This is a genomic window from Pseudomonas sp. BCRC 81390 (assembly GCF_030341915.1).
Classification (GTDB): Bacteria; Pseudomonadota; Gammaproteobacteria; order Pseudomonadales; family Pseudomonadaceae; genus Aquipseudomonas.
In genome coordinates this window covers 83,944-106,890 of sequence record NZ_JATAAG010000005.1, presented here as the reverse complement: position 1 = coordinate 106,890, position 22,947 = coordinate 83,944, and the positions used below count along the sequence as shown (strand labels likewise).

The following is a 22,947-nucleotide window of genomic DNA, read 5'->3' as shown; positions in this document are numbered from 1 at the left end:
TAACCAACAGGAATTCAGATCATGGACCTGGCCAACCTTAGCGCCTTCATTGCCATCGCCGAAACCGGAAGCTTTTCCGGGGCAGCCGAACGCCTGTTCCTGACCCAGCCGGCGGTCAGCAAACGCATCGCCGGGCTGGAACAGCAACTGGAGGTGCGCCTGTTCGACCGGCTGGGCCGCGAAGTCACCTTGACCGAGGCTGGCCGCGCCTTGCTGCCGCGCGCCTACCAGATTCTCAATGTGCTCGATGATACCCGCCGGGCGCTGACCAACCTGACCGGCGAAGTCAGCGGTCGCCTGACCCTGGCCACCAGCCATCACATCGGCCTGCACCGGCTGCCGCCGCTGTTGCGCGCGTTCACCCGCCAATATCCGGCCGTGGCACTGGATATTCAGTTCATGGATTCGGAACAGGCCTACGATGAAATTCTGCATGGCCGCGCCGAGATTGCGGTGATCACCCTTGCGCCCGAGCCACATCACCTGGTCAAGGCCATGCCGGTGTGGGACGACGCCCTCGACTTCGTGGCCGCGCCTGAGCACCCACTGGCCGCCAACCAGGCGGTCAGTCTGGCCGACGTCGCCCGTCACCCGGCGGTGTTCCCGGGCGGCAACACCTTCACCCACCATATCGTCCAGCGCCTGTTCGAAAGCCAGGGCCTGGCCCCGAACATCGCCATGAGCACCAATTATCTGGAAACCATCAAGATGATGGTGTCGATCGGCCTGGCCTGGAGCGTGCTGCCGCGCACCATGCTTGATGAACAGGTTGCACCCATCACTTTGCCGGGCATACAGCTGTCGCGCCAGCTAGGCTACATTTTGCACACTGAGCGTACGTTATCGAACGCGGCCAGGGCATTCATGGCCTTGCTCGACAGCCACGCGGGGCCCGCCTGACCGGTCGTCAGCCCGGTTTTCATCCCAAAGGACGCGTCATACGCCAAAGGTCTGGTACCGATGCCCAAATCAGCGAACCGTTTTCCGCGCCTGCCGCGTATCCCGGCGGCCGATCCCCAGGAGTCGGAACAGGCCTGGCAGAACGCCCCGCAACTGCTGGCCGCACTCAACGGGGCGCGGCTGGGCGCCTGGCTGTGGGACATACAGACCGGCCGGGTGAGCTGGTCGCGTGGCACCCAGGCGCTGTTCGGCTTCGACCCGCACAAGCCGCTATCCAGCGATATCGACTACCTCGACCTGCTGCCGGAGGAGGACCGCGCCCGTACCCGCCAGCTGTTCCAGGCCGTGGTCAACGGCGAGCCGGCGGAAAAAGCCATGCGTCACCGCATCCGCTGGCCCGATGGCAGCCTGCACTGGCTGGAAATCAACGGCAGCCTGACCCACGACCAGCAAGGTCGCCCGCAGATGATCGGGGTCATTCGTGAAATCACCCGCCAGCGCGAACGGGAAACAGCACTGATCAACTCGGAAAAGCGCTTCGCCACCCTGTTTCACCTCAGCCCCAACGCCATCCTGCTGACCCGCCGTGACGACGGCATGATTTTCGAGGTCAACCAGCACTTCGAAAACATGTTCGGCTGGCCTGGTAGCCAGGTGATCGGCAAGACCAGCCTGGAACTGGGCTTGTGGACCAACCCCGAACAGCGCCAGCAACTGCTGGAACTGGCCCGTAACAACAGCGGCCCGCTGAGCCTGGAAGTCCAGTTCCGCGCCGTCAGCGGCAAGATCCATGACGGCATCCTCTGCACCCAGGGCATAGAGCTGGAGGGTGTGACCTATCTCCTCAGCACGTTCATGGACACCACCGAACGCAAACGCGCCGAGCAGGCCCTGAAGGACAGCCAGGAGCGCCTCGACCTGGCACTGGACTCGGCACAGCTGGGCACCTGGGACTGGCATATCCCCAGCGGCATGCTCTATGGCTCGGCCCGCGCCGCACAACTGCACGGTTTGCCGCCGATCCCCTTTCACGAATCGTTCGACGCGTTTTTCGAAGGCGTGCCGGAGCAGGAGCGCAACGTGATGCGCCAGGCCTACCGCAGCCTGCGCGAGGGGCCTGCCGGCAACTACCAGATCACCTACCAGGTTCAACTGGAAAACGGCGTTTCGCGCTATATCGAAAGCCGCGCCCGGCTGTACCGCGACGAGCAGGGCAACCCGCTGCGCATGGCCGGCACCTTGCTCGACATCACCGACCAGGTGGAACGCGAACAGCGCCTGAGCGCTTCGGAAGAGAAGTTCGCCAGCCTGTTCCAGGTCAGCCCCGACCCGATCTGCGTCAACCGCCAGGACACCGGCCAGTTCATCGAGATCAACCCGGCGTTCACCCAGACCTTCGGCTGGAGCGCAGACCAGGTCATCGGCCGCACCGCCGAGGAAATCGGCCTGTGGGCCGAGACCTTCGAGCGGGCGCAACGCATCGAGCGGGTGATCCGTGAACAGGCCCTGAGCAACGTCGCCGTGGTGGTCAACCACCGCAACGGGGGGCCGTTGACCTGCGTGATTTCCAGCCGCCTCATCACCGTCGACGGCCAGCCCTGCAGCGTGACAACGCTGCGCGATATCACCCAGCAGCAACGGGCCGAGGCAGCGCTCAAGTCCAGCGAGGAGAAGTTCGCCAAAGCCTTTCACTCCAGCCCTGACGCCATCACCATCACCGAACGCTACAGCGGCCGTTACCTGGAAATCAACGACGGCTTCTGCCGCCTGACTGGCTACAGCGCTGCCGAAGTGGTCGGCCGCACAGTGTACGAGGTCGGCATCTGGGCCGACGACAAGCAACGCAGCGCCCTGCTGGCAGAGCTGCGCGAGCGCGGCCGGGTACACCACCGCGAGATGCTCGGGCGCAACAAGCGTGGCGATATCCTCACCGTGGAGGTGTCGGTCGAGCCCATCACCCTCAACGAGGTCGACTGCCTGCTGCTGAACGCCCGCGATGTCAGTCAGCTGAAGAACGCACAAGCGCAGATTCGCCACCTGGCCTACCACGACCCATTGACCAACCTGCCCAACCGCGCCTTGCTGATGGACCGCCTGAGCCAACAGATCGCCCTGCTCAAGCGCCACAACCTGCGCGGCGCGCTGCTGTTCCTCGACCTCGACCATTTCAAGCACATCAACGACTCGCTGGGCCACCCGGTGGGCGACACGGTGCTGAAGATCATCACCGCGCGGCTGGAAGCCAGCGTACGCCTGGAGGACACCGTGGCACGCCTGGGTGGCGACGAATTCGTGGTGTTGCTGAGCGGCCTGGAAGGCAGCCGTGATCTGGTCGAAGAAAAAGTGCGTGAACTGGCCGATACCCTGCGTGAACTGCTGGCCGAACCGATGTCACTGGACGGCCAGCGCCTGCAGGTGACGCCCAGCATCGGCGTCGCATTGATCCCGGACCATGGCGCCACGCCGGCCGACCTGCTCAAGCGTGCCGATATCGCCCTGTATCGGGCCAAGGATTCCGGGCGCAACACCACCCAGCTGTTCCACACCACCATGCAGAAAGCGGCCAGCGAACGCCTGCGCATGGAGAACGACCTGCGCCTGGCCCTGGCCCGCGGCGAACTGGCGCTGCACTTCCAGCCGCAGGTCGATGCTCGTGACAACCGCATCGTCGGCGCCGAGGTACTGCTGCGCTGGCACCACCCGGAGCTGGGCCAGCAGCCACCGGCGCAATTCATTCAGGTATTGGAAGAAAGTGGCCTGATCCTGGAAGTTGGCAGCTGGATTCTCGACGAAGCCTGCGACGCCTGTGCCCGCATGCTGGCCGACGGGCTGGTCGAGGCAGACACTTTCAGCCTGTGCGTGAACATCAGCCCACGACAGTTCCGCCAGAACGACTTCGTCGGACGCGTGCTGCGCAGCCTGGACGACTACCGTTTGCCCCGGCAGATGCTGAAGCTGGAAATCACCGAAGGCATCGTCATCCAGAACCTGGAGGATACTATCAGCAAGATGCGCGAGCTGAAGCGCCACGGGGTGAGTTTCGCGATGGACGACTTTGGCACCGGCTACTCTTCGCTGACCTACCTGAAGCGCCTGCCGGTGGACGCCCTGAAAATCGACCAGACCTTCGTGCGCGATGCGCCGATGGACCCCAACGATGCCGAAATCGTCCGCGCCATCGTGGCCATGGCCCGCAGCCTGGACCTGGCAGTGATTGCCGAAGGGGTGGAACTGAGCGAGCAGCTGGAGTTTCTGGAACGGTTGGGGTGTCACTTGTACCAGGGATACCTGCACAGCCGGCCGTTACCCTTGCCGGAGTTTCGGCAGATGTTGCTGGAGGCTCCGGCAGATTACTGAACCTGACACGCTCGCTGTAGGAGCGCACAAGGGCCATTACAGCGGACACAAAAAAGGGCACCCCTGGGGGTGCCCTTTTTCACCTCGCCGCGATCAGTTTAGCGCTGGCTGTTCGCCGTTGATCGGGATGCGCTTGGCCTTGGCTTCTTCAGGCACGATGCGCAGCAGGTCGATGCTGAGCAGGCCATTGGCCAGGCCGGCAGCCTTGACTTCGATATGGTCGGCCAGGCGGAACGACAGCTTGAAGGCGCGTTGCGCAATACCCTGATGCAGGTAGGTCACCTCTTCGGCGCCATTGTCGCGCTTGCCACCGGACACGGTCAGGACACCTTTCTCGACCTGCAGATCGAGGTCCTGCTCCTGGAAGCCGGCTGCGGCTACCACGATGCGGTATTGGTCATCGCCATGCTTTTCCACGTTGTAGGGCGGGTAGCTGCTACCGGCCTCGTTACGTGCCGCAGATTCGAACAGGTCGTTGAAACGGTCGAACCCTACGGAATGGCGGAACAGTGGAGCGAGAGAGAAAGCAGTGTTCATGGTCATTAACTCCTGAGATTCAGCAAGTAAAGTCACTACGCGACCCGACTTCGGCATCGCGTACTCAAGAGATAGGGGCGGCAGAACGGCTTTCAAGAGGGGCAGCAAAAAAATCTTGCATCAGTGCCCACGCAAACGCCGGATCAGGCAACGCATGCCGTCACCGCTTGCGCTTCAACCCCCAGCAGGCGACTGATACGCGCGCAGTCGTCTTCCCGACGCAACTCGGCGAACAGCACCACCGCCTCCGGGTAACTGCGGGTCAGCATCGCCAACCACTGCTTCATCCGTCCCGGCGCATAACGCGGCGACAGCTTGGCCTGGGCCTGGCGCCAGAATTCGCGCAGCAACGGCAGCAGGTCGTTCCAGGCCAGCGGCAGGTACTCCCGCCCATCCCGCGCCGCGGCTATCTGCAGGCCAAGGTCCGGGCGCGAGACCAGCCCGCGGCCAAGCATGATGTGTTCGGCACCACTGACTTCACGGCAGCGCCGCCAGTCGTCCACGGTCCAGATCTCGCCATTGGCGAACACCGGCACCTTGACCACATCCTGTACCCGCGCCACCCACTCCCAATGGGCCGGCGGCTTGTAACCTTCGACCTTGGTCCGCGCATGCACCACCAGATGCGCCGAGCCGCCCTCGGCCAGCGCGGTGGCACAGTCCAGCGCGCCATCGGGGCTGTCGAAGCCCAGGCGCATCTTTGCCGTTACCGGGATATGCGCCGGCACGGCGCTGCGCACTTCACGCACAATGGCGTGCAACAATTCCGGCTCCTTGAGCAGCACCGCCCCACCGCGCGACTTGTTCACAGTCTTGGCCGGGCAACCGAAGTTCAGGTCGATCACCGGCGCCCCCAGCTCGCAGGCCAGCGCGGCGTTTTCCGCCAGGCACACCGGGTCGGAGCCCAGCAATTGCACACGCATGGGTACCCCGGCGGCAGTTCGGGCACCATTGCGCAACTCAGGCGCCAGCTTGTCGAACGAGGCAGGCGGCAGCAGACGGTCGCACACGCGAATGAACTCGGTGACGCACCAGTCGATACCGCCGACGCGGGTCAGCACGTCGCGCAGGATGTTGTCGACCAGCCCCTCCATGGGGGCCAGGGCAATTTGCATGTCGGGGTCTCGGCGGAAAAAGCCGGCAGTCTAACAAAGATTGCCGGCGTTTCAGGCGCCGATCAGCGCCGGGCCGTAACCGTCGAGGAATTCCGCCGGCATGCGCCTGGGCTTGCCACTGGACAGCTCGATGCAGGCGAAGGTGGTCTGGGCGCGCAGCAGGGTCACGCCGTCGCGCGGGCGCTTGAGCTGGAAGCGCCGGGTCATGCGCAGGCGCTGGTCCCAGTCGATGATCCAGGTGGCCAGCTGCAACTCGTCGTCTTCATAGGCGGCGGCCAGATAATCGATCTCGTGGCGAACAACGGCCATGGCCCGGTCCAGCCGGCGGTATTCGGCCAGGTCCAGGCCCAGGCGTTGCGAGTGGCGCCAGGCGCAGCGCTCCAGCCAGGTCACGTAGACGGCGTTGTTGGCGTGGCCGAGGCCATCGATATCCTCGCTACCGACGCGCAGATCGATGACGAAAGGTGTTGCCAGGTCCCAGCTCATGTTCGCTTCCTTGGCGCAAAAGCGGATTTAGCAGCGACCTGGGCGGGAATGTCCAGACCTTCTGTGCCTGCCTGGAAGCCCGGCGCGTCGATCAGGCAGTTTGCCGCGCTGGCGCAGCGGCCTGGGCCAGCAGTTCGAGCACGGCCTCACCCAGGCGCGGATCAGCCAATACGCGCTGGTGCCCGCCCTCCTCCAGCAGCAACAGCCGGCTGTCGAACCAGGCCTTGTGAATGGCCTGGGCTTCGCTGGCAGGCACCAGTGCGTCATCGGCGGCATGCACCACCAACCCCGGCAACTCCAGCTGATAGCCACTGACATCGAGCCGCGCAATCTGCATGCCGACGTCCCGCTCCACCTGGCGAATGAACGCGGCCCGCGCCCGGGCCGGCAACCCCAGGCGATGGGCAAAACCACGCAGTACGCCGAGCAGTTGCGCCGGCGCAGCAATACTCACCGCCGCTTCGGCGCGCAGTCCCATCTGCAACGCCAGCAACACACTGGCAGCGCCCATGGAATGGCCAATCACCGCGCGCAGCGGCGGCAATTCGGCGGCAGCCTCCAGCAATGCCCGGGCAAACAGCACCACATGCGCCTGCTGGCCAGGTGAACGACCATGCCCCGGCCCGTCCAGCGAGACCACGGTGTGCCCGGCCTGGACCAGGGTCTCGATCAAGGCGGCAAACTGGGTCGGGCGTCCTTCCCAACCGTGCATCAGTAGCACGGTCGGCCCTTTGCCCCAACGCAACGCGGACAAGCCGAAGCGCAGGGTGATGCGTTCGGCGCTGGCCAGCACGGGCAGCTCCCACTGCCTTGGCGGCAGGTTGCGCGGGGTCATGAATGCACGGCGCATCTTGCCCGCAACGTGCTCCGGGGCCAGGTGGCCCAAGGCGCCATTGACACCACGAATCCAGCTCAGGTTCGTCATCGCCATGCTCCCGTCAGAGCACCGCCGATTTGGCGGCGCGTAGAATGCGGTCAGACAGCTCGCTGCTGCCCAGGGCGCGGGCCAGGGCCAGGCCACCTATCATCAGGGCCAAGTCGGCCAGAGCCTTGTCGGCGTCTTCGGGGCGGTCGACCATGGCGGCTGTCATCAATTCGATGTGTTCGGCCAGCACCTCGCGAAAAGCCTCTGGCAGGCGCTGCATTTCACCCAGCGAGTTGGGCAACGGGCAGGCATGCACCTCGGCATCGCGGTGCTTGCGCGACAGGTAGAAGGCGCCGGCCAAGGCCCGTCGCTCGGCACCGTCGAGGCTGGGATCGAGCTGGGCCAGCAACGCCCGGCGCTCGACCAGCAGTTGGCGGAACGCCTCGAGCATCATGTCGTCCTTGCTGTCGAAATGGGCATAGAACCCCCCGACAGTCAGCCCTGCCGCTCCCATCACCTGGCTGACGCTGGGCTCGGCCGGTCCATGCTGGACCAGGGCGCTGCGCGCCGCTTCGAGAATGCGTTCGCGGGTTCTGCTTTTCTTGTCGCTCATCAGAAACTCACCGATGAAATATGATGACCGAAATATTATTCTCGTCATATTTTTTCGCAAGCGAATTCAGCGGCCATTTGTCGGCCAGGCATTTTTGAGGGGAAAAAACAAAAGGCCCATTCAATAAGCGAATGAGCCTTAAAGGTCCCGCAATACGCGGGTAAAAGTGGCGTCCCCTAGGGGACTCGAACCCCTGTTACCGCCGTGAAAGGGCGGTGTCCTAGGCCACTAGACGAAGGGGACGTAACCTTCGCGAAGATTCACGTGCGTGAACCCTGGCAGAAATGGTGGAGCTAAGCGGGATCGAACCGCTGACCTCCTGCATGCCATGCAGGCGCTCTCCCAGCTGAGCTATAGCCCCGAAACAAAAGGCTCATCAATAACCGACGAGCCTTTTTAAGCCCTGCAAAACGCAGGAAAAGTGGCGTCCCCTAGGGGACTCGAACCCCTGTTACCGCCGTGAAAGGGCGGTGTCCTAGGCCACTAGACGAAGGGGACGTAACCTTCGTGCCGATCCGCTTGCGCGAACCGCGGCAAAATTGGTGGAGCTAAGCGGGATCGAACCGCTGACCTCCTGCATGCCATGCAGGCGCTCTCCCAGCTGAGCTATAGCCCCGGATTTCTAGCCTCTCGGCCCAGCGACATCGTGAAACATCGCTTGTGCAAAACTGGCGTCCCCTAGGGGACTCGAACCCCTGTTACCGCCGTGAAAGGGCGGTGTCCTAGGCCACTAGACGAAGGGGACGAACCTTCTACCTTCAAGACCCGGTTGCTGGACCCGGTCTTGCTCGACAGCCTTGGCTGTCAAACGGAATTTGGTGGAGCTAAGCGGGATCGAACCGCTGACCTCCTGCATGCCATGCAGGCGCTCTCCCAGCTGAGCTATAGCCCCACAATGTCGCTCTGAACCGAAGCGCTGGCTGGGTGCCTGACGTTTCGTTTTCGTTCATCGCTGTGGACGGGGCGCATATTAAGATCGGATTGCAGGGCTGTCAAACTAATTTTTCAAAATATTCAAAAAAATTTTCACAGATAACAATCACTTACCGCCCTGCCCTGGTAAATCGAAGGGCAGCGCCCGTGCAGGAGCGGCCTCGTGCCGCGAAAGGGCCGCAAAGTGGCCCCGGCAATTTTTGCGTTAAAGCTGAAAACGCGGGACCGCGTTGCGGTCCCTTCGCGGCACAAGGCCGCTCCTACCGGGCTCAGCCAAGGCCTTTGGAGCGCTATCAGGCGATGGACGCCAGCAGCTTTTCCCATTCCTTGTTTTCTTTCTTCGACACCCCACCCAGCAGGTCCAGGGCCTGGCGCAGGCGGTAGCGGGTCAGGTCCGGGCCAAGGATTTCCATGGCATCGAGCACCGACACCGAGCTGGCCTGGCCGGTGATGGCGGCGAACATCAGCGGCATGGCGTCACGCAGCTTCAGTTCCAGCGCCTCGACCACGGCCTGGATGCACCCGGTGATGCGTTCCTTTTCCCACTGGCGCAGGCTTTCGAGCTTCCACAGGATCAGCTGGATCACCTGGCGCACCTGGTCGGCCGACAGTTTCTTGCTTTCGAACAGCTTGGCGTCGAGCTTCAGCGCACCCTCGAAGAAGAAACCACCCAGCGGGGCAACCTGGCTGAAGGTTTCCACCCGGCCCTGCACGTGCGGGGCGATCTTCATCATGTAGTCGCGGTTGAACGCCCACTTCTGCAGGCGTGCGGCGAACTCTTCGACCGGCAGCTCGCGCAGCCACTGACCGTTCAGCCAGGACAGCTTCTCGATGTCGAAGATCGGGCCACCCAGCGAGATACGCGACAGGTCGAAGTGCTCGACCATTTCCGCCAGCGAGAACTTCTCCCGCTCGTCCGGCATCGACCAGCCCATGCGGCCCAGGTAGTTGAGCATCGCCTCGGGCATGAAGCCCATGCGCTCGTAGAAGGTCACCGAGGTCGGGTTCTTGCGCTTGGACAGCTTGGACTTGTCCGGGTTACGCAGCAGCGGCATGTAGCACAGCTTGGGCTGCTCCCAGCCGAAGTACTCGTACAGCTTGATCAGCTTGGGCGCCGATGGCAGCCACTCTTCGCCGCGCAGCACGTGGGTGATGCCCATCAGATGGTCGTCGACCACGTTGGCCAGGAAGTACGTCGGCAGGCCGTCGTTCTTCATCAGTACCTGCATGTCCATGCGGTCCCACGGGATCTCGACATCGCCACGCAGCATGTCCGGGACCACGCACACGCCTTCGCTCGGCACCTTCATGCGGATCACGTGCGGCTCGCCAGCGTCCAGGCGGCGCTGCACTTCCTCGGCGCTCAGCAACAGCGCGCGGCCGTCGTAGCGCGGGGTTTCGCCACGGGCCTGCTGTTCGGCACGCATCTGCTCCAGCTCTTCGGCGGTGCAGAAGCAATAGAAGGCATGGCCGGCGTCAACCAGCTGCTTGGCATATTTCGCGTAGATCTCGCCGCGCTCGCTCTGCCGGTACGGGCCGTGCGGGCCGCCGACGTCCGGGCCTTCGTTCCATTCAATGCCGAGCCAGCGCAGGGCATCGAAGATCTGCTGTTCCGACTCGCGCGTGGAGCGCAGTTGGTCGGTGTCTTCGATGCGCAGGATGAACTCACCGCCGTGCTGCTTGGCAAAGCAGTAGTTGAACAGGGCGATGTAGGCAGTGCCGACATGGGGGTCGCCGGTAGGCGATGGCGCGATACGCGTGCGTACGGTGGTCATGGAGGGTCTCGAACGAAAGATGAAACAAAGGCGGGATGTTAGCAGGAGGCAGGCACCGGGCTCCAGCAATGGCGCGAACGACACTTGTCGATGCCCCCCATGCCGCTGTTAAATTTGTTTACATTTCTGGAACGATAGTGCTCATGCCTGCCCAACTCAAATGTCGCCTGCTGGCCTTCTTCATCCTGGTGGCAGCCATTGCCCTCGCCTTTTTGGGCCACTGGTACTTCAAGGGGCGCTTCTACGAAAGCACCGACAACGCCTACGTGCAGGGCGAGATCACGCGCATTTCCAGCCAGTTGGGCGCACGTATCGATGCTGTCGCGGTCGAAGACAACCAACACGTGAACAAGGGCGACCTGCTGGTGCGCCTGGAGGCTGCCGACTTCGAACTTGCCGTGCAACGGGCTCGCGCCGCCCTGGCCAGCCGCGAGGCCGAGCAGGTGCAGGCACAAAGCCGCCTCACCCAGCAGGCCAGCCTGATTGCCGCCGGCCAGGCCCAGGTGGCGGCCAGCCAGGCCACCTTCGACCGCTCGCGCCTGGACCTTAGCCGCGCCGAGAAGCTGCGCAAGCCGGGCTTCGTCTCGGAGGAACGGGTCACCACGTTGTCGGCCGACAGCCATGTAGCCGGCTCGCAGGTCGACAAGGCCCGCGCCGACCTGCAAAGCCAGCGCCAGCAGGTCAACGCGCTGAGCGCCGAACTCAAGCGCCTCGATGCGCAAATCGTCAATGCCCGCGCCGACCTCGCCCAGGCCGAACTGAACCTGACCCGCTGTGAAATCCATGCGCCGATCAGCGGCACCATTGGTCAGCGCAGCGCACGCGACGGCCAGGTGGTGCAGGCCGGTGCCTACCTGCTGTCGATCGTGCCGGACGAAGACATCTGGGTGCAGGCCAATTTCAAGGAAACCCAGATCGGCCGCATGCTGCCCGGGCAACGCGCTGAACTGTTGTTCGACAGCTACCCCGACACACCGATCGAAGGCCGGGTCGACAGCCTGTTCGCCGCCTCTGGCGCGCAATTCAGCCTGTTGCCACCCGACAATGCCACCGGCAACTTCACCAAGGTGGTGCAACGCATTCCGGTCAAGCTGACCTTCCGCGCCGACAACCCGCTGCACGGGCGCATCCGCCCGGGCATGTCGGTGACCGCCACCGTCGACCTGCGCAGTGAAGACGAAGGCCGAAATGGCCGGTGACGTGTTGCTCAGGCCCACTGCGGAGCCGACCCGGCGCGACTGGATCGCGGTAATGAGCGTAATGCTCGGCGCCTTCATGGCGGTACTGGACATCCAGATCACCAACTCGTCGCTGAAGGACATCCAGGGTGCATTGTCGGCGACGCTGGAGGAAGGCTCGTGGATTTCCACCTCGTACCTGGTGGCGGAAATCATCATGATTCCGCTCACCGCCTGGCTGGTGCAACTACTGTCGGCGCGGCGCCTGGCGGTTTGGGTATCCGGCGGCTTCCTGCTGGCGTCGCTGCTGTGTTCGATGGCCTGGAACCTGGAAAGCATGATCCTGTTCCGCGCCCTGCAGGGCTTTACCGGCGGCGCATTGATCCCGCTGGCCTTCACCCTGACCCTGATCAAGCTGCCCGAGCACCACCGTGCCAAGGGCATGGCCATGTTTGCCATGACCGCCACATTCGCCCCCTCGATCGGCCCCACCCTGGGTGGCTGGCTGACTGAAAACTGGGGTTGGGAATACATCTTCTACATCAACATCCCGCCCGGCCTGGTAATGATCGCTGGCCTGCTGTACGGGCTGGAGAAGAAGGACGCACATTGGGAGCTGCTGAAAAGCACCGACTACGCCGGTATCGTCACCCTGGGGCTGGGGCTGGGCTGCCTGCAGGTGTTTCTGGAGGAAGGCCACCGCAAGGACTGGCTGGAGTCGCAACTGATCGTCGGCCTCGGCAGCATCGCCCTGGTCAGCCTGATCACTTTTGTCATCCTGCAGTTTTCCAGGCCACAGCCACTGATCAACCTGCGCATCCTCGGCAACCGCAACTTCGGCCTGTCGAGCATCGCCAGCCTGGGCATGGGCGTGGGCCTGTATGGCTCGATCTATCTGTTGCCGCTGTACCTGGCGCAAGTGCAGGGCTACAACGCCCTGCAAATCGGCGAGGTGATCATGTGGATGGGCATCCCGCAGCTATTCCTCATCCCGCTGGTACCGCAGTTGATGAAAGTGGTGTCGCCCAAGGTGTTGTGCGCCTTGGGCTTCTGCCTGTTCGGTGCCGCCAGTTTCGGCTCGGGGGTGCTCAATCCGGATTTCGCCGGGCCGCAGTTCAACCATATCCAGATCATCCGCGCCATCGGCCAGCCGATGATCATGGTGACCATCTCGCTGATCGCCACGGCGTATATCCAGCCGCAGGATGCCGGGTCGGCGTCGAGCCTGTTCAATATCCTGCGCAACCTGGGCGGGGCGATCGGCATTGCGCTACTGGCCACGCTGCTGGATGCACGGACCAAGGTGTACTTCGATTATTTGAGGGAAGCTGTGGTGCCGAGCAACCCGCTGGTGGCCGAGCGGTTGGCGCAACTGGCGGAGCGGCTGGGGAATGACAATGCGGCGCTGGGCAAGTTGAGCGAGATTACCCATAAACAGGCATTGATCATGGCTTACAACGATGCGTTCCACTTTGTGGGGATCGGGCTGGCGGTGAGCATGGTGGCGGTCTTGCTGACCCGGAAGTTGCCGGAGGGATTGAAGGCTGGGGAAGCCCATTGAGCCAAATTCAGAGGCTATGCGATCCCTGTGGGAGCGGGTTTACCCGCGAAGCAGGCGACGCAGTGAATGGCACAGGCTTCGCCCGTGTTCGCGGGGCAAGCCCGCTCCCCACAGGAATAACGCCAGCTTTGAACATGTGAGCAAGACAGTTGCTCCCACAAGGTCAGCGCCAGACTTCAGCTGGTGATCAACCGCTCGCGCAGTTGGGCAATTTCGTCGCGCAATTGCGCCGCGGCCTCGAATTCCAAATCGCGGGCGAACTGCATCATCTTCTCTTCCAGCTGCTTGATGCGCTTGGTGATCTCGCCTGGCGTACGCAGCTCGGCCTCGTAACGGGCACTCTCCTCCGCCGCCTTGGCCATGCCCTTGCGCTTCTTGCTGCGCGCGCCAGGCACGGTCGCACCTTCCATGATGTCGGTGATGTCCTTGACCACGCCCTTGGGCACAATGCCATGGGCTTGGTTGAAGGCGATCTGTTTCTCGCGGCGGCGTTCGGTTTCGTCGATGGCCCGCTGCATCGAACCGGTAATCTGGTCCGCGTACAGGATGGCCCGGCCATTGAGGTTGCGCGCCGCGCGGCCGATGGTCTGAATCAGTGAACGCTCGGAACGCAGGAAGCCTTCCTTGTCGGCATCGAGGATCGCCACCAGCGACACCTCGGGCATGTCCAGGCCCTCACGCAACAGGTTGATGCCTACCAGCACGTCGAAGGTCCCCAGGCGCAGGTCACGGATGATCTCCACCCGCTCGACGGTGTCGATGTCCGAGTGCAGGTAACGCACCCGTACGTCGTGGTCGGCCAGATAGTCGGTGAGGTCTTCGGCCATGCGCTTGGTCAGCGTGGTGGCGAGCACTCGCTCACCCTGTGCCACGCGCTTGCGGATTTCCGACAGCAGGTCGTCGACCTGGGTCAGCGCCGGGCGCACTTCCACCTGAGGGTCGACCAGGCCGGTCGGGCGCACCACCTGCTCGACCACGCGCCCGGCGTGCTCGGCCTCGTAGGGGCCTGGCGTGGCGGAGACGAAAATGGTCTGCGGGCTGACCGCCTCCCACTCGTCGAAACGCATGGGCCGGTTGTCCAGCGCCGAGGGCAGGCGGAAACCGTATTCGACCAGGGTTTCCTTGCGTGAGCGGTCGCCTTTGTACATGGCGCCTACCTGCGGAACGCTGACGTGGGACTCGTCGATGACCAGCAAGGCATCAGGCGGCAGGTAGTCGTACAAGGTCGGCGGCGGCGCACCGGCCGGGCGTCCGGACAGGTAGCGCGAGTAGTTCTCGATGCCGTTGCAGTAGCCCAGCTCGAGGATCATCTCCAGGTCGAAGCGGGTGCGTTGCTCCAGGCGCTGCGCCTCCACCAGCTTGTTGGCCTTGTGCAGGTACTCCAGGCGATCCTTGAGCTCTTCCTTGATGCCCTCGACTGCATCCAGCAGGGTTTCCCGCGGGGTTACGTAGTGACTCTTGGGGTAGAAGGTGAAGCGCGGCAGCTTGCGGAAGACCTCGCCAGTCAGCGGGTCGAAGGCAGCGATGTTCTCCACCTCGTCATCGAACAGTTCGATACGGATCGCCTCGAGGTCCGATTCGGCCGGGAAGATGTCGATTACATCGCCACGCACGCGGAAGGTGGCACGGGCGAAGTCCATCTCGTTGCGAGTGTATTGCAGGTCGGCCAGGCGTCGCAGCAGCGCACGCTGGTCAAGCTTGTCGCCGCGGTCGACGTGCAGAACCATCTTCAGGTAGGTCTCGGGGCTGCCCAGGCCGTAGATGCACGAGACCGTGGTGACGATGATCGCATCGCGCCGCTCCAGCAACGCCTTGGTTGCCGACAGGCGCATCTGCTCGATATGGTCGTTGATCGATGCGTCCTTCTCGATGAAGGTGTCGGACGACGGCACATAGGCTTCGGGTTGGTAGTAGTCGTAGTAGGAAACGAAGTACTCCACCGCGTTGTTCGGAAAGAACGCCTTGAACTCGCCATACAGCTGCGCAGCCAGGGTCTTGTTCGGCGCCAGCACCAAGGTCGGGCGCTGCACCTGCTGGATGACGTTGGCAATGCTGAACGTCTTGCCCGAGCCGGTCACCCCGAGCAATGTCTGGTGCGACAACCCCGCCTCGATACCTTCGACCATCTGGCGGATGGCCTCGGGCTGATCGCCGGCCGGCTGGAAACGGGTGACGAGCTGGAACTCGGACATGAGGGACCTCGCGGTGTTGCAGCAACTGTAAATTTAGCCAGTAGTCTATACCCAAATACGCACGCCCGGGGGTGCTTTCAAGGGATAGCTGTGAGTGCTTGTTACGGTGGACCTGGCATTTAGACCAATGGTCGAAAAATATTTGCGCAAATGGCGGGAAAAGCTGCGCCATAGTGTCGCGGTGACCGGTCGGTATCACTATACTGACACCCCGTTTGTGCACCGCTTCAGTGCATTCGGCTGGAGCGTGTACGTCCTATCACACTCCAATCAGAGCCAAGGTAACAATGAGCCTGTTTTCCGCTGTCGAGCTGGCACCCCGCGACCCTATTCTGGGCCTCAACGAAGCATTCAACGCCGACCCACGTACCGACAAGGTCAACCTGGGCGTAGGCGTTTACTGCAATGAGGAAGGCCGCATTCCGCTGCTGCGTGCCGTGATCGAAGCCGAGACCCAGCGTGCTGCCCAGCACGCCTCGCGCGGCTACCTGCCGATCGACGGCATCGCCTCCTACGACCAGGCTGTACAAAAGCTGCTGTTCGGCGCCGAGTCGCCGCTGCTGGCCGCTGGCCGCGTGGTCACCGTGCAGGCCGTGGGCGGTACCGGCGCGCTGAAGATCGGCGCCGACTTCCTCAAGCGTATCTCGCCGAACGCCGTGGTCGCCATCAGCGACCCGAGCTGGGAAAACCACCGCGCCCTGTTCGAATCGGCTGGCTTCCCGGTGCAGAACTACCGCTACTACGACGCGCCGACCAACGACGTGAACCGCGCCGGCATGCTGGAAGACCTGAACAAGCTGCCGTCCGGCTCGATCGTGGTACTGCACGCCTGCTGCCACAACCCGACCGGTGTCGACCTGAACCTGGACGACTGGAAAAACGTGCTGGAAGTGGTCAAGGCCAAGGGCCACGTGCCATTCCTCGACATGGCCTACCAGGGCTTCGGTGACGGCATCGCCGAAGACGCCTTTGCCGTGCGCCTGTTCGCCGAATCGGGCCTGGAGTTCTTCGTCTCCAGCTCGTTCTCCAAGTCGTTCTCGCTGTATGGTGAGCGCGTCGGTGCGCTGTCGATCGTCACCGCATCCAAGGACGAAAGCACCCGTGTACTGTCGCAGGTCAAGCGTGTGATCCGCACCACCTACTCCAACCCGCCGACCCACGGCGCGACCATCGTTGCCACCGTGCTGAACAGTGCCGAACTGCGCCAGATGTGGGAAACCGAACTGGCCGAAATGCGCGAGCGCATCCACGGCATGCGCAAGCAGATGGTCGAGCTGCTGGCCCAGTACGGCGCCAAGCGCGACTTCAGCTTCGTTGGCCGCCAGGTCGGCATGTTCTCCTACTCGGGCCTGACCGTTGAACAGGTCGCCCGCCTGAAGAACGACTTCGGCATCTACGCCCTGGACACCGGCCGCATCGCGGTAGCCGCACTGAACCAGAGCAACATCCACGTGGTCACCAAGGCCATCGTCGAAGTGCTGTAACTACTTGATGTGCCAGGGGGTGGCTTGACTTCCCCCTGGCAATCAGTAAGATACGCGCAGATTCCGCGATAGCTCAGTCGGTAGAGCAAATGACTGTTAATCATTGGGTCCCTGGTTCGAGTCCAGGTCGCGGAGCCAAATACTGAAAAGCCCCCGGATGCGCAAGCACCGGGGGCTTTTTCGTTGCATCGCCGTCAGCAGCGTCCGATCGGGTAAAACACACCGTGGCTCCACACACCGAGCCACTCCTCACCGTCGATCTCCCGCGGTACCGCCAGCTCCACCAGTTGGTAGAACACATTGCGATGGATCAGGGCATCGAGGTTGCTGCGCATCAGCACATACGGCGACGGCTCCTGGGTCTGCGGGTCGGTCACCACCCGCAGCGGATTGGCAGGCCCGGCCTCCACCTGATCCTCCACATTGCTGGTGAAGCGCAGCACCTGCTGCTCCCCTTCCCCTTGTACGTCCAGCGCCACCGCCACGAACGGCGCATCGTCAACGCGGATGCCCACTTTTTCCACCGGGGTGACCAGGTAGTAGGCATCGCCATCGCGGCGGATGATGGTGGAAAACAGCCGCACCATCGGCTTGCGCCCGATGGGGGTGCCCAGGTAATACCAGGTGCCATCGCGGGCGATGCGCATGTCGATGTCACCGCAGAAATCCGGGTTCCACAGATGCACTGGCGGCAGGCCCTTGACCTTGGGAACCTGCGCCAGCAGATCATTGGCCTTGCCGGAATTGCTCATCACACCTGCCTCACTCACTCATCCCCAGAAGGCTACGAGCGTACTCGCGCATCGGTGCCGCAAGCAAATCCTCCGGGGTGTTGTCATGGAACGTCAACAAACCGCCACGGCTCTTGATACGCGCGGTGTCGATCAGGTAACGGGTGTTGGTCTCGATCAGCATCATCTGCACCACGCCAGTGTCCCAGCCCAAGCGGTCGACCGCCTGTTCGTCGTACCACTCGTCGCCATTACCGATTCGGTCGTCGGTACGGGCAAAGCGGGTGTACAGCACATAATCGGCCCCCACCGAGCGCGCCTGGGCGATGGCCTCTTCCAGGCCCAGCGGGCCCTGGGCACGGCGTACCAGCGGGAAGTATTCGACGAAACTCTTGAACGCCTGCTCGGCCACTGCGTTCTGCCGTGGCACCGGCCCCTTGCCCGGCGGCACGAACGCGCCCTGGCCGATGAAGATGAACGAGTCGGGCTGCAGGCGAATCGACAGGGTGCGACGGGTATCGCTGTGGTCCAGCAAACCGGCATCGCTCAAGTGATAGCGGACGCCCTCGCCCATATCGCTGACATTCATGCAACCGCCCAGCGCCATCAGCGCCAGCAGCAAAACCAGGCTACGCATCTTTCCTCCAGTGGCCGGCGACGAAAAACCGGCGGATAGCCGGCGGATGCAGCTTTTGCGCCAGCTTCAGCCGCCGATCACCTTCATCACCATCACGTCACCGGAAAAGGCTACATCCTGCTTGTCTGCCAGGGCCTTGACCAGCAGGCGTTGCAGGGCCGGGAGCGCCTGGTGGCGGGGCTTTTCCAGCAAGTCGCCAACGAAGTGGCGACTCCCCGAAGACAGGCAGCCATGCAGCCAGCCCGTGGACGACAGGCGCAGCCGGGAGCAGCTGCGGCAGAACGGTAGGCTCTCGTTGGCGATTACACCGAAATGGCCTTTGCCCGGGATTTGATAACGCAGGGCGGTGGCGTCGAGCGGCGCGTCCACCTGGGCAAAGGCATGCTTGTCAGCGATCAGGGCCAGCAACTGATCAAGGCCGACGAATTGCTGCAGGAAGGCGTTGTGGTCACGGGCCAGGTGGCCCATGCGCATGAGCTCGATGAAACGCAGTTCGAACCCGCGCGCCAGGCAGTAGTCCAACAGCGGCAGCACCTGGTCGAGGTTGTGCCCGCGCATCGGCACCATGTTCACCTTGACCTGCATGCCAAGCGCGCCAGCCTGCTCCATACCCGCCAGCACACTGGCCAGGTCTCCTCCTCGGGCAATACGGCGAAAGGCCCGAGGATCCAGCGTATCAAGGGAAACATTGAGCCGGCGAATACCCGCCGCCTGCAGCTGTGGCAATTTGCGCGTCAGCAGCTGGCCATTTGTAGTCAGCGAGATATCGTTGAGCTCGAGCCTGGCCACGGCAGCCAGAAAGTTCTCCAGACGCGGGCTGACCAGTGGCTCACCGCCAGTGATACGCAAGCGCTCGATGCCAGCCGCCTCGATAAGGTAGGCGACGCCACGGGCCAGAGAAGCTGCCGGCAACTCGTCCTGCGCCGCCACCAGGCGCTTGCCGTCGGGGACGCAGTAGGTGCAGGCATAATTGCAGGCAGCCGTCAGGCTGACACGCAGGTTGCGAAATCGCCTGCCTTGACGATCGACGATCATGAATGACTCCGGCATGGGTGATGGGGCCGACAAAACCTGACTCATAAATCAGGTTTTTGCAAGCCCCCCCACCTGATGCCGGTTTCAGGTGGCCTCCTCGAAATGCTTCAGTTCGAGGGTTCCGGGTCGCGTTTGCGCTTGTTGCCCATGCGTACGCCAATGTCCATGAGGAACTGGAAGAAGCCTTCCTGGTCCTCCAGCACGTTGCTCCAGAACGGCGAGTGGTACAGCGCCACGGCGCCATGCACCAGCGCCCAGGCAGCGCAGTAGTGGAAATACGGCGGCACGTCTTCGAGCTTGCCTTCGCTGATACGGCCCTTGATCAGCTGGGTCAGGCGGTCGAAGTTGGAAGCACGGATGCTGTGCAACTGCTCGACCATTTCCGGTACCTGGTTGCCCTTGACCACCTTTTCTTCCAGACGGTCGAACAGCCGGTAACGCTGCGGATCGCGCATGCGGAACTCGAAGTAGGCGCGCGACAGGGCTTCCTTGTCGCGGTCAACGTCGGCCGAATGCAACAGCGCGTTCAGGTCGCGCTCGTAGTCGAGCATCAGGCGCAGGTAGATCTCCGCCTTGGACTTGAAGTGCTTGTAGATCGTGCCTTTGCCGATGCCCACGGCGTCGGCGATCATCTCGACGGTGACGCTGTCTTCACCCTGTTCAAGGAACAGTTTGAGCGCGGTATCGAGGATTTCCTGTTCGCGACGGCGAAACTCACGGACCTTACGAGGTTCTTTCTGCATAGGAAGGACTGGATGACAATCGAAGCGGTTTATTATGCCTAACTTGCGGCAAATTGCACGGATCATCCACGCATGTCTATGTTTCATGATGCATACAGCCATGCGCTGCGGGAGGAATGAAACGCCGGCGTATTCCAAATCTGTTTAAAAAACGACCAACAGGCACTGGCACTGCGCCAAACCTGGCCAATACTTCAAGTGTTGGCGCGGCGCATCCCCCCCAAGTGGCGCGCCGATAAAGGTGCTCAGGGACCGCGTACCTTTGTTTTACTCCTAATGGTCTTAACCCGGATTCCCCCCCCAGAACCCGGGTTTTTTTTGTGCGCTTGCAGGGGGCATGAGGGTGGGCAACGGGCCCCTACCCTTTGTGAATCAAGCCACGCGTGCCAGCGGGAACAAGCGCTTGAAGTTGGCCGTGGTCTGTTCGGCCAACTGCTCATAACTGGCCCCGCGCAACGACGCCACATACTCCGCTACCTCGCGCACGTACTGTGGCAGGTTCGGCTTGCCGCGATGCGGGATCGGCGCCAGATACGGCGAATCGGTTTCCACCAGCAGCCGATCGACCGGAACTTGCCGCGCCACCTCACGCAGGGCATCGGCATTACGGAATGTGACGATGCCAGAGAGCGAGATGTAATACCCCAGGTCCAGCGCAGCCTTGGCCATCGCCCAGTCTTCGGTGAAGCAGTGCAACACCCCCGCCTGCGGCAGAGCAGCCTCGCGCAGCAGCGCCAGGGTGTCGGCGCGCGCCGCGCGGGTATGCACGATCACCGGCTTGCCGGTCTGCCGCGAAGCCTCCAGGTGCAGGCGGAACGAAGCCTGCTGCAGCTCGGCAGCCTCCGGCTCGTAGTGGTAATCCAGCCCGGTTTCGCCAATCGCCACCACATGCGGGTGGGCCAGCTCGCGCAGCAGCCATTCCAGCGCCGGGGTTTCGCCTGGGGCCAGGTCCAACGGGTGCACGCCCACCGAACAGTCGACATCAGCATACCGCTCACTCAGCGCCTTCACCGCGCCGGCATTTTCGGCACTGACGCCGATACACAGGAAATGCCCGACCCCGCGCTCACGCGCCGCCTGCAAGGCAGCATCGAGAGAGCCCTGGTGAGCGCTGAGGTCAAGCCGGTCAAGGTGGCAATGGGAATCTACGAGCATGGGATGACGGCACACATGGAAAAATGAAAATCAGCGGGCGCCCGGCAATTGCAGCCAGTGTGCCAGCAGCGACTCAAGCAACAGGGCGCGATTGAGGTTGGCCTTGCCTAGCACCTTCTGGCGTTGCTCCAGGAGCCACGCCTGCACCTCCAGCACCTTGGCCTGACGGCTCTTCTGCGCCAGGTACTGCACTACCTTGCGCATATCGGCCAAGCCTAGCCCCTCCTCGTCCTGGGTCAATTGGTAGCGCAAGATCAGCTGCGCCCAATCGCAGAACCAGTCGAACAGCAGCAACAGCGGCACGTTGTTCCAGGCCTCGGCCAGCTGGCTGGGCGATTGCTGCTGCTTGAGCAGCTTCTTCACCCCGTCGGTCACCAGGGCCCGCTGCTCGCGCACGCCTTGCGCCTGCAGGCTGACTGCCAGCAACGGTGAGCCGGCAGCCAGCGTCAGCAATTCATCACGCTCGGCCTCGTCACTGTCAGGTAGCGCACTCGCCAGCCAGGCCCGGCTCTGCGCCAGGCTGGGCTGCGGGCAGGCAACCTGCTGGCAGCGGCTCTTGATGGTAGGCAGCAAGCGACTGGGCTGATGGGAAACCAGCAGCAGCACGGTATCGCCGGAAGGCTCTTCGAGGCTCTTGAGCAGGGCGTTGGAGGCGTTGATGTTCATCGCTTCCACCGGTTCGATCAGCACTACCTTGCGCCCACCCTGCTGTGCTGTCTGCACCACGAAAGCCACCAGATCGCGCACCTGGTCGACCTTGATCGGCTTGTCGGCTTCCTCGGGCTCGAGGACAAAATTGTCCGGGTGGCTGCCGGCCTTCAGCAACAGGCAGGACTTGCATCCGCCACAGGCCTCCAGGCCTTGGGGCTGCTGGCACAGCAGATACGCCATGAGGCGCTCGGCCAGGGCTCGTTTGCCGATACCCTGCGGCCCATGCAGCAGGTATGCGTGAGCGTGCTGGCTGCGGCCAGCCAGTTGTTGCCAGAGAGCCTGCTGCCAGGGAAAGGCCTCAGCCACGGCATCGCTCCACGATACCAGGCAGCAGCGCATCGATGGCGCGCTGCACGGTGGCCAGAGGCTGGGCTGCGTCCAGCAGGTTGTAGCGCTGTGGCGCACGCTGGGCGCGCTGCAGGTAAGCCTGGCGCACCGCTTCGAAGAACGCCTGGCCTTCCTGCTCGAAACGGTCAAGACGGCCGCGCGCCGCGGCGCGAGCCAGGCCCACTTCGACCGGCAGGTCGAAGACCAGGGTCAGGTCCGGGCGCAGGTCACCCTGGACGAATTGCTCCAGGCTGGCGATACGCTCCACAGGCAGACCGCGGCCGCCGCCCTGATAGGCATAGGTGGCATCGGTAAAGCGATCACACAACACCACAGCCCCGCGGGCCAGCGCCGGGCGGATCACCTGGGCCAGGTGCTGGGCACGAGCAGCGAACACCAGCAGCAGTTCGGTGTCGGCCGCCATGCTTTCATCGCTGGGCGCCAACAGCAATTCACGCACCTTCTCAGCCAGCGGTGTACCACCAGGTTCACGGGTCAGCACCACGTCCAGGCCGTGCTCGCGAAGGCGCGCGGCCAGGTAGTCACGGTTGGTGCTCTTGCCCGCGCCTTCGGGGCCTTCCAAAGTAATAAACAAGCCGCTCACAGGCAGTC

General features: G+C 63.1%; 19 protein-coding genes and 7 tRNA genes. 6 read left to right on the top strand and 20 right to left on the bottom strand.

All coding sequences use genetic code 11. The features are described from left to right. The first annotated feature begins 21 nt into the window (after positions 1–21). Together QSV36_RS02970 and QSV36_RS02965 are read left to right on the top strand one after the other, a co-directional pair. Positions 22–900, top strand: a complete 879-nt coding sequence (locus QSV36_RS02970; RefSeq protein ID WP_289129670.1) for a LysR family transcriptional regulator — start codon at positions 22–24, stop codon at positions 898–900. Between the two features lie 60 nt (positions 901–960). Continuing rightward, on the top strand, positions 961–4,257 hold the full coding sequence (locus tag QSV36_RS02965) for a PAS domain S-box protein (protein WP_289129669.1): 3,297 nt from the start codon (positions 961–963) through the stop codon (positions 4,255–4,257). A 93-nt stretch (positions 4,258–4,350) separates the two neighbouring features. Here QSV36_RS02965 and QSV36_RS02960 read toward each other — a convergent pair whose 3' ends face one another. The 12 genes from QSV36_RS02960 to gltX form a co-directional block, all read right to left on the bottom strand. Next, entirely contained in the window at positions 4,351–4,794 is a 444-nt protein-coding gene (locus tag QSV36_RS02960) for an Hsp20 family protein (protein WP_225776893.1), read from the bottom strand. A gap of 143 nt (positions 4,795–4,937) precedes the next feature. Then, positions 4,938–5,909: a tRNA dihydrouridine synthase gene (locus QSV36_RS02955; protein WP_289129666.1), complete on the bottom strand. Its 972-nt coding sequence runs from the start codon at positions 5,907–5,909 to the stop codon at positions 4,938–4,940. Positions 5,910–5,960: 51 nt separating this feature from the next. Further along, positions 5,961–6,395 carry an acyl-CoA thioesterase gene (locus QSV36_RS02950; protein ID WP_046617041.1) on the bottom strand — a complete coding sequence of 145 codons (435 nt, stop codon included), beginning with the start codon at positions 6,393–6,395 and terminating at the stop codon, positions 5,961–5,963. Between the two features lie 91 nt (positions 6,396–6,486). Continuing rightward, positions 6,487–7,320, bottom strand: coding sequence for an alpha/beta hydrolase (locus QSV36_RS02945; protein ID WP_289129664.1), 834 nt, complete (start codon positions 7,318–7,320; stop codon positions 6,487–6,489). A 13-nt stretch (positions 7,321–7,333) separates the two neighbouring features. After that, entirely contained in the window at positions 7,334–7,873 is a 540-nt protein-coding gene (locus QSV36_RS02940; protein ID WP_289129662.1) for a TetR/AcrR family transcriptional regulator, read from the bottom strand. Between the two features lie 167 nt (positions 7,874–8,040). Next, positions 8,041–8,116: transfer RNA gene (locus QSV36_RS02935), tRNA-Glu, on the bottom strand. Positions 8,117–8,158: 42 nt separating this feature from the next. After that, positions 8,159–8,234, bottom strand: a tRNA-Ala gene (locus tag QSV36_RS02930). Positions 8,235–8,295: 61 nt separating this feature from the next. Beyond that, positions 8,296–8,371: transfer RNA gene (locus tag QSV36_RS02925), tRNA-Glu, on the bottom strand. A 42-nt stretch (positions 8,372–8,413) separates the two neighbouring features. After that, a tRNA-Ala gene (locus QSV36_RS02920) sits at positions 8,414–8,489 on the bottom strand. A 53-nt stretch (positions 8,490–8,542) separates the two neighbouring features. Continuing rightward, positions 8,543–8,618, bottom strand: a tRNA-Glu gene (locus QSV36_RS02915). Positions 8,619–8,689: 71 nt separating this feature from the next. Continuing rightward, positions 8,690–8,765 (bottom strand) — tRNA-Ala (locus QSV36_RS02910). 334 nt (positions 8,766–9,099) lie between these two features. Next, on the bottom strand, positions 9,100–10,581 hold the full coding sequence (gltX, locus tag QSV36_RS02905) for a glutamate--tRNA ligase (protein WP_289129660.1): 1,482 nt from the start codon (positions 10,579–10,581) through the stop codon (positions 9,100–9,102). A 143-nt stretch (positions 10,582–10,724) separates the two neighbouring features. Here gltX and QSV36_RS02900 point away from each other — a divergent pair, with 143 nt between their 5' ends. Then, a complete protein-coding gene (locus QSV36_RS02900) occupies positions 10,725–11,780 on the top strand; it encodes an HlyD family secretion protein (protein WP_289129658.1) in 1,056 nt (351 codons plus the stop codon). Next, entirely contained in the window at positions 11,770–13,320 is a 1,551-nt protein-coding gene (locus QSV36_RS02895; protein ID WP_289129688.1) for an MDR family MFS transporter, read from the top strand. Before QSV36_RS02900 ends, QSV36_RS02895 begins: the two co-directional genes overlap by 11 nt. A gap of 176 nt (positions 13,321–13,496) precedes the next feature. On the opposite strand, the gene uvrB is transcribed toward QSV36_RS02895, so the two are convergent. Then, complete coding sequence (gene uvrB, locus QSV36_RS02890) at positions 13,497–15,512, bottom strand: excinuclease ABC subunit UvrB (RefSeq protein WP_289129656.1); 2,016 nt, start codon at positions 15,510–15,512, stop codon at positions 13,497–13,499. Between the two features lie 287 nt (positions 15,513–15,799). Between uvrB and QSV36_RS02885 the strand changes: the two genes are divergently transcribed. After that, entirely contained in the window at positions 15,800–16,996 is a 1,197-nt protein-coding gene (locus tag QSV36_RS02885) for an amino acid aminotransferase (protein WP_225776885.1), read from the top strand. Positions 16,997–17,058: 62 nt separating this feature from the next. Next, a tRNA-Asn gene (locus tag QSV36_RS02880) sits at positions 17,059–17,134 on the top strand. 56 nt (positions 17,135–17,190) lie between these two features. Here the strand turns inward: QSV36_RS02880 and QSV36_RS02875 are convergent. The 7 genes from QSV36_RS02875 to tmk all read right to left on the bottom strand — a co-directional run bounded on the left by QSV36_RS02875 (position 17,191) and on the right by tmk (position 22,939). After that, entirely contained in the window at positions 17,191–17,748 is a 558-nt protein-coding gene (locus QSV36_RS02875) for a DUF1285 domain-containing protein (RefSeq protein WP_289129653.1), read from the bottom strand. A gap of 10 nt (positions 17,749–17,758) precedes the next feature. After that, on the bottom strand, positions 17,759–18,364 hold the full coding sequence (locus QSV36_RS02870; protein WP_225776883.1) for a DUF4823 domain-containing protein: 606 nt from the start codon (positions 18,362–18,364) through the stop codon (positions 17,759–17,761). A 66-nt stretch (positions 18,365–18,430) separates the two neighbouring features. Next, a complete protein-coding gene (locus QSV36_RS02865; protein WP_289129651.1) occupies positions 18,431–19,399 on the bottom strand; it encodes a GTP 3',8-cyclase MoaA in 969 nt (322 codons plus the stop codon). A gap of 107 nt (positions 19,400–19,506) precedes the next feature. Next, on the bottom strand, positions 19,507–20,142 hold the full coding sequence (locus QSV36_RS02860; RefSeq protein WP_003260720.1) for a TetR/AcrR family transcriptional regulator: 636 nt from the start codon (positions 20,140–20,142) through the stop codon (positions 19,507–19,509). A gap of 372 nt (positions 20,143–20,514) precedes the next feature. Continuing rightward, the gene (locus tag QSV36_RS02855) at positions 20,515–21,297 is read right to left on the bottom strand and encodes a TatD family hydrolase (protein WP_289129650.1); all 783 of its coding nucleotides are present in this window, start codon (positions 21,295–21,297) and stop codon (positions 20,515–20,517) included. A 30-nt stretch (positions 21,298–21,327) separates the two neighbouring features. Next, positions 21,328–22,314: a DNA polymerase III subunit delta' gene (locus QSV36_RS02850; RefSeq protein ID WP_289129648.1), complete on the bottom strand. Its 987-nt coding sequence runs from the start codon at positions 22,312–22,314 to the stop codon at positions 21,328–21,330. Then, positions 22,307–22,939, bottom strand: coding sequence for a dTMP kinase (tmk, locus tag QSV36_RS02845; RefSeq protein WP_289129645.1), 633 nt, complete (start codon positions 22,937–22,939; stop codon positions 22,307–22,309). Before tmk ends, QSV36_RS02850 begins: the two co-directional genes overlap by 8 nt. Between the last annotated feature and the right edge of the window lie 8 nt (positions 22,940–22,947).

Bases quoted from the DNA above. Each gene is read 5' to 3' on its own strand.
- QSV36_RS02950 (WP_046617041.1), bottom strand. From the start codon at position 6,395: ATGAGCTGGGACCTGGCAACACCTTTCGTCATCGATCTGCGCGTCGGT.
- QSV36_RS02955 (WP_289129666.1), bottom strand. From the start codon at position 5,909: ATGCAAATTGCCCTGGCCCCCATGGAGGGGCTGGTCGACAACATCCTG.
- QSV36_RS02940 (WP_289129662.1), bottom strand. From the start codon at position 7,873: ATGAGCGACAAGAAAAGCAGAACCCGCGAACGCATTCTCGAAGCGGCG.
- QSV36_RS02860 (WP_003260720.1), bottom strand. From the start codon at position 20,142: ATGCAGAAAGAACCTCGTAAGGTCCGTGAGTTTCGCCGTCGCGAACAG.
- QSV36_RS02965 (WP_289129669.1), top strand. From the start codon at position 961: ATGCCCAAATCAGCGAACCGTTTTCCGCGCCTGCCGCGTATCCCGGCG.
- QSV36_RS02870 (WP_225776883.1), bottom strand. From the start codon at position 18,364: ATGCGTAGCCTGGTTTTGCTGCTGGCGCTGATGGCGCTGGGCGGTTGC.
- QSV36_RS02895 (WP_289129688.1), top strand. From the start codon at position 11,770: ATGGCCGGTGACGTGTTGCTCAGGCCCACTGCGGAGCCGACCCGGCGC.
- QSV36_RS02970 (WP_289129670.1), top strand. From the start codon at position 22: ATGGACCTGGCCAACCTTAGCGCCTTCATTGCCATCGCCGAAACCGGA.
- QSV36_RS02885 (WP_225776885.1), top strand. From the start codon at position 15,800: ATGAGCCTGTTTTCCGCTGTCGAGCTGGCACCCCGCGACCCTATTCTG.
- QSV36_RS02855 (WP_289129650.1), bottom strand. From the start codon at position 21,297: ATGCTCGTAGATTCCCATTGCCACCTTGACCGGCTTGACCTCAGCGCT.
- gltX (WP_289129660.1), bottom strand. From the start codon at position 10,581: ATGACCACCGTACGCACGCGTATCGCGCCATCGCCTACCGGCGACCCC.
- QSV36_RS02875 (WP_289129653.1), bottom strand. From the start codon at position 17,748: ATGAGCAATTCCGGCAAGGCCAATGATCTGCTGGCGCAGGTTCCCAAG.
- QSV36_RS02945 (WP_289129664.1), bottom strand. From the start codon at position 7,320: ATGACGAACCTGAGCTGGATTCGTGGTGTCAATGGCGCCTTGGGCCAC.
- QSV36_RS02865 (WP_289129651.1), bottom strand. From the start codon at position 19,399: ATGATCGTCGATCGTCAAGGCAGGCGATTTCGCAACCTGCGTGTCAGC.
- QSV36_RS02960 (WP_225776893.1), bottom strand. From the start codon at position 4,794: ATGAACACTGCTTTCTCTCTCGCTCCACTGTTCCGCCATTCCGTAGGG.
- uvrB (WP_289129656.1), bottom strand. From the start codon at position 15,512: ATGTCCGAGTTCCAGCTCGTCACCCGTTTCCAGCCGGCCGGCGATCAG.
- QSV36_RS02900 (WP_289129658.1), top strand. From the start codon at position 10,725: ATGCCTGCCCAACTCAAATGTCGCCTGCTGGCCTTCTTCATCCTGGTG.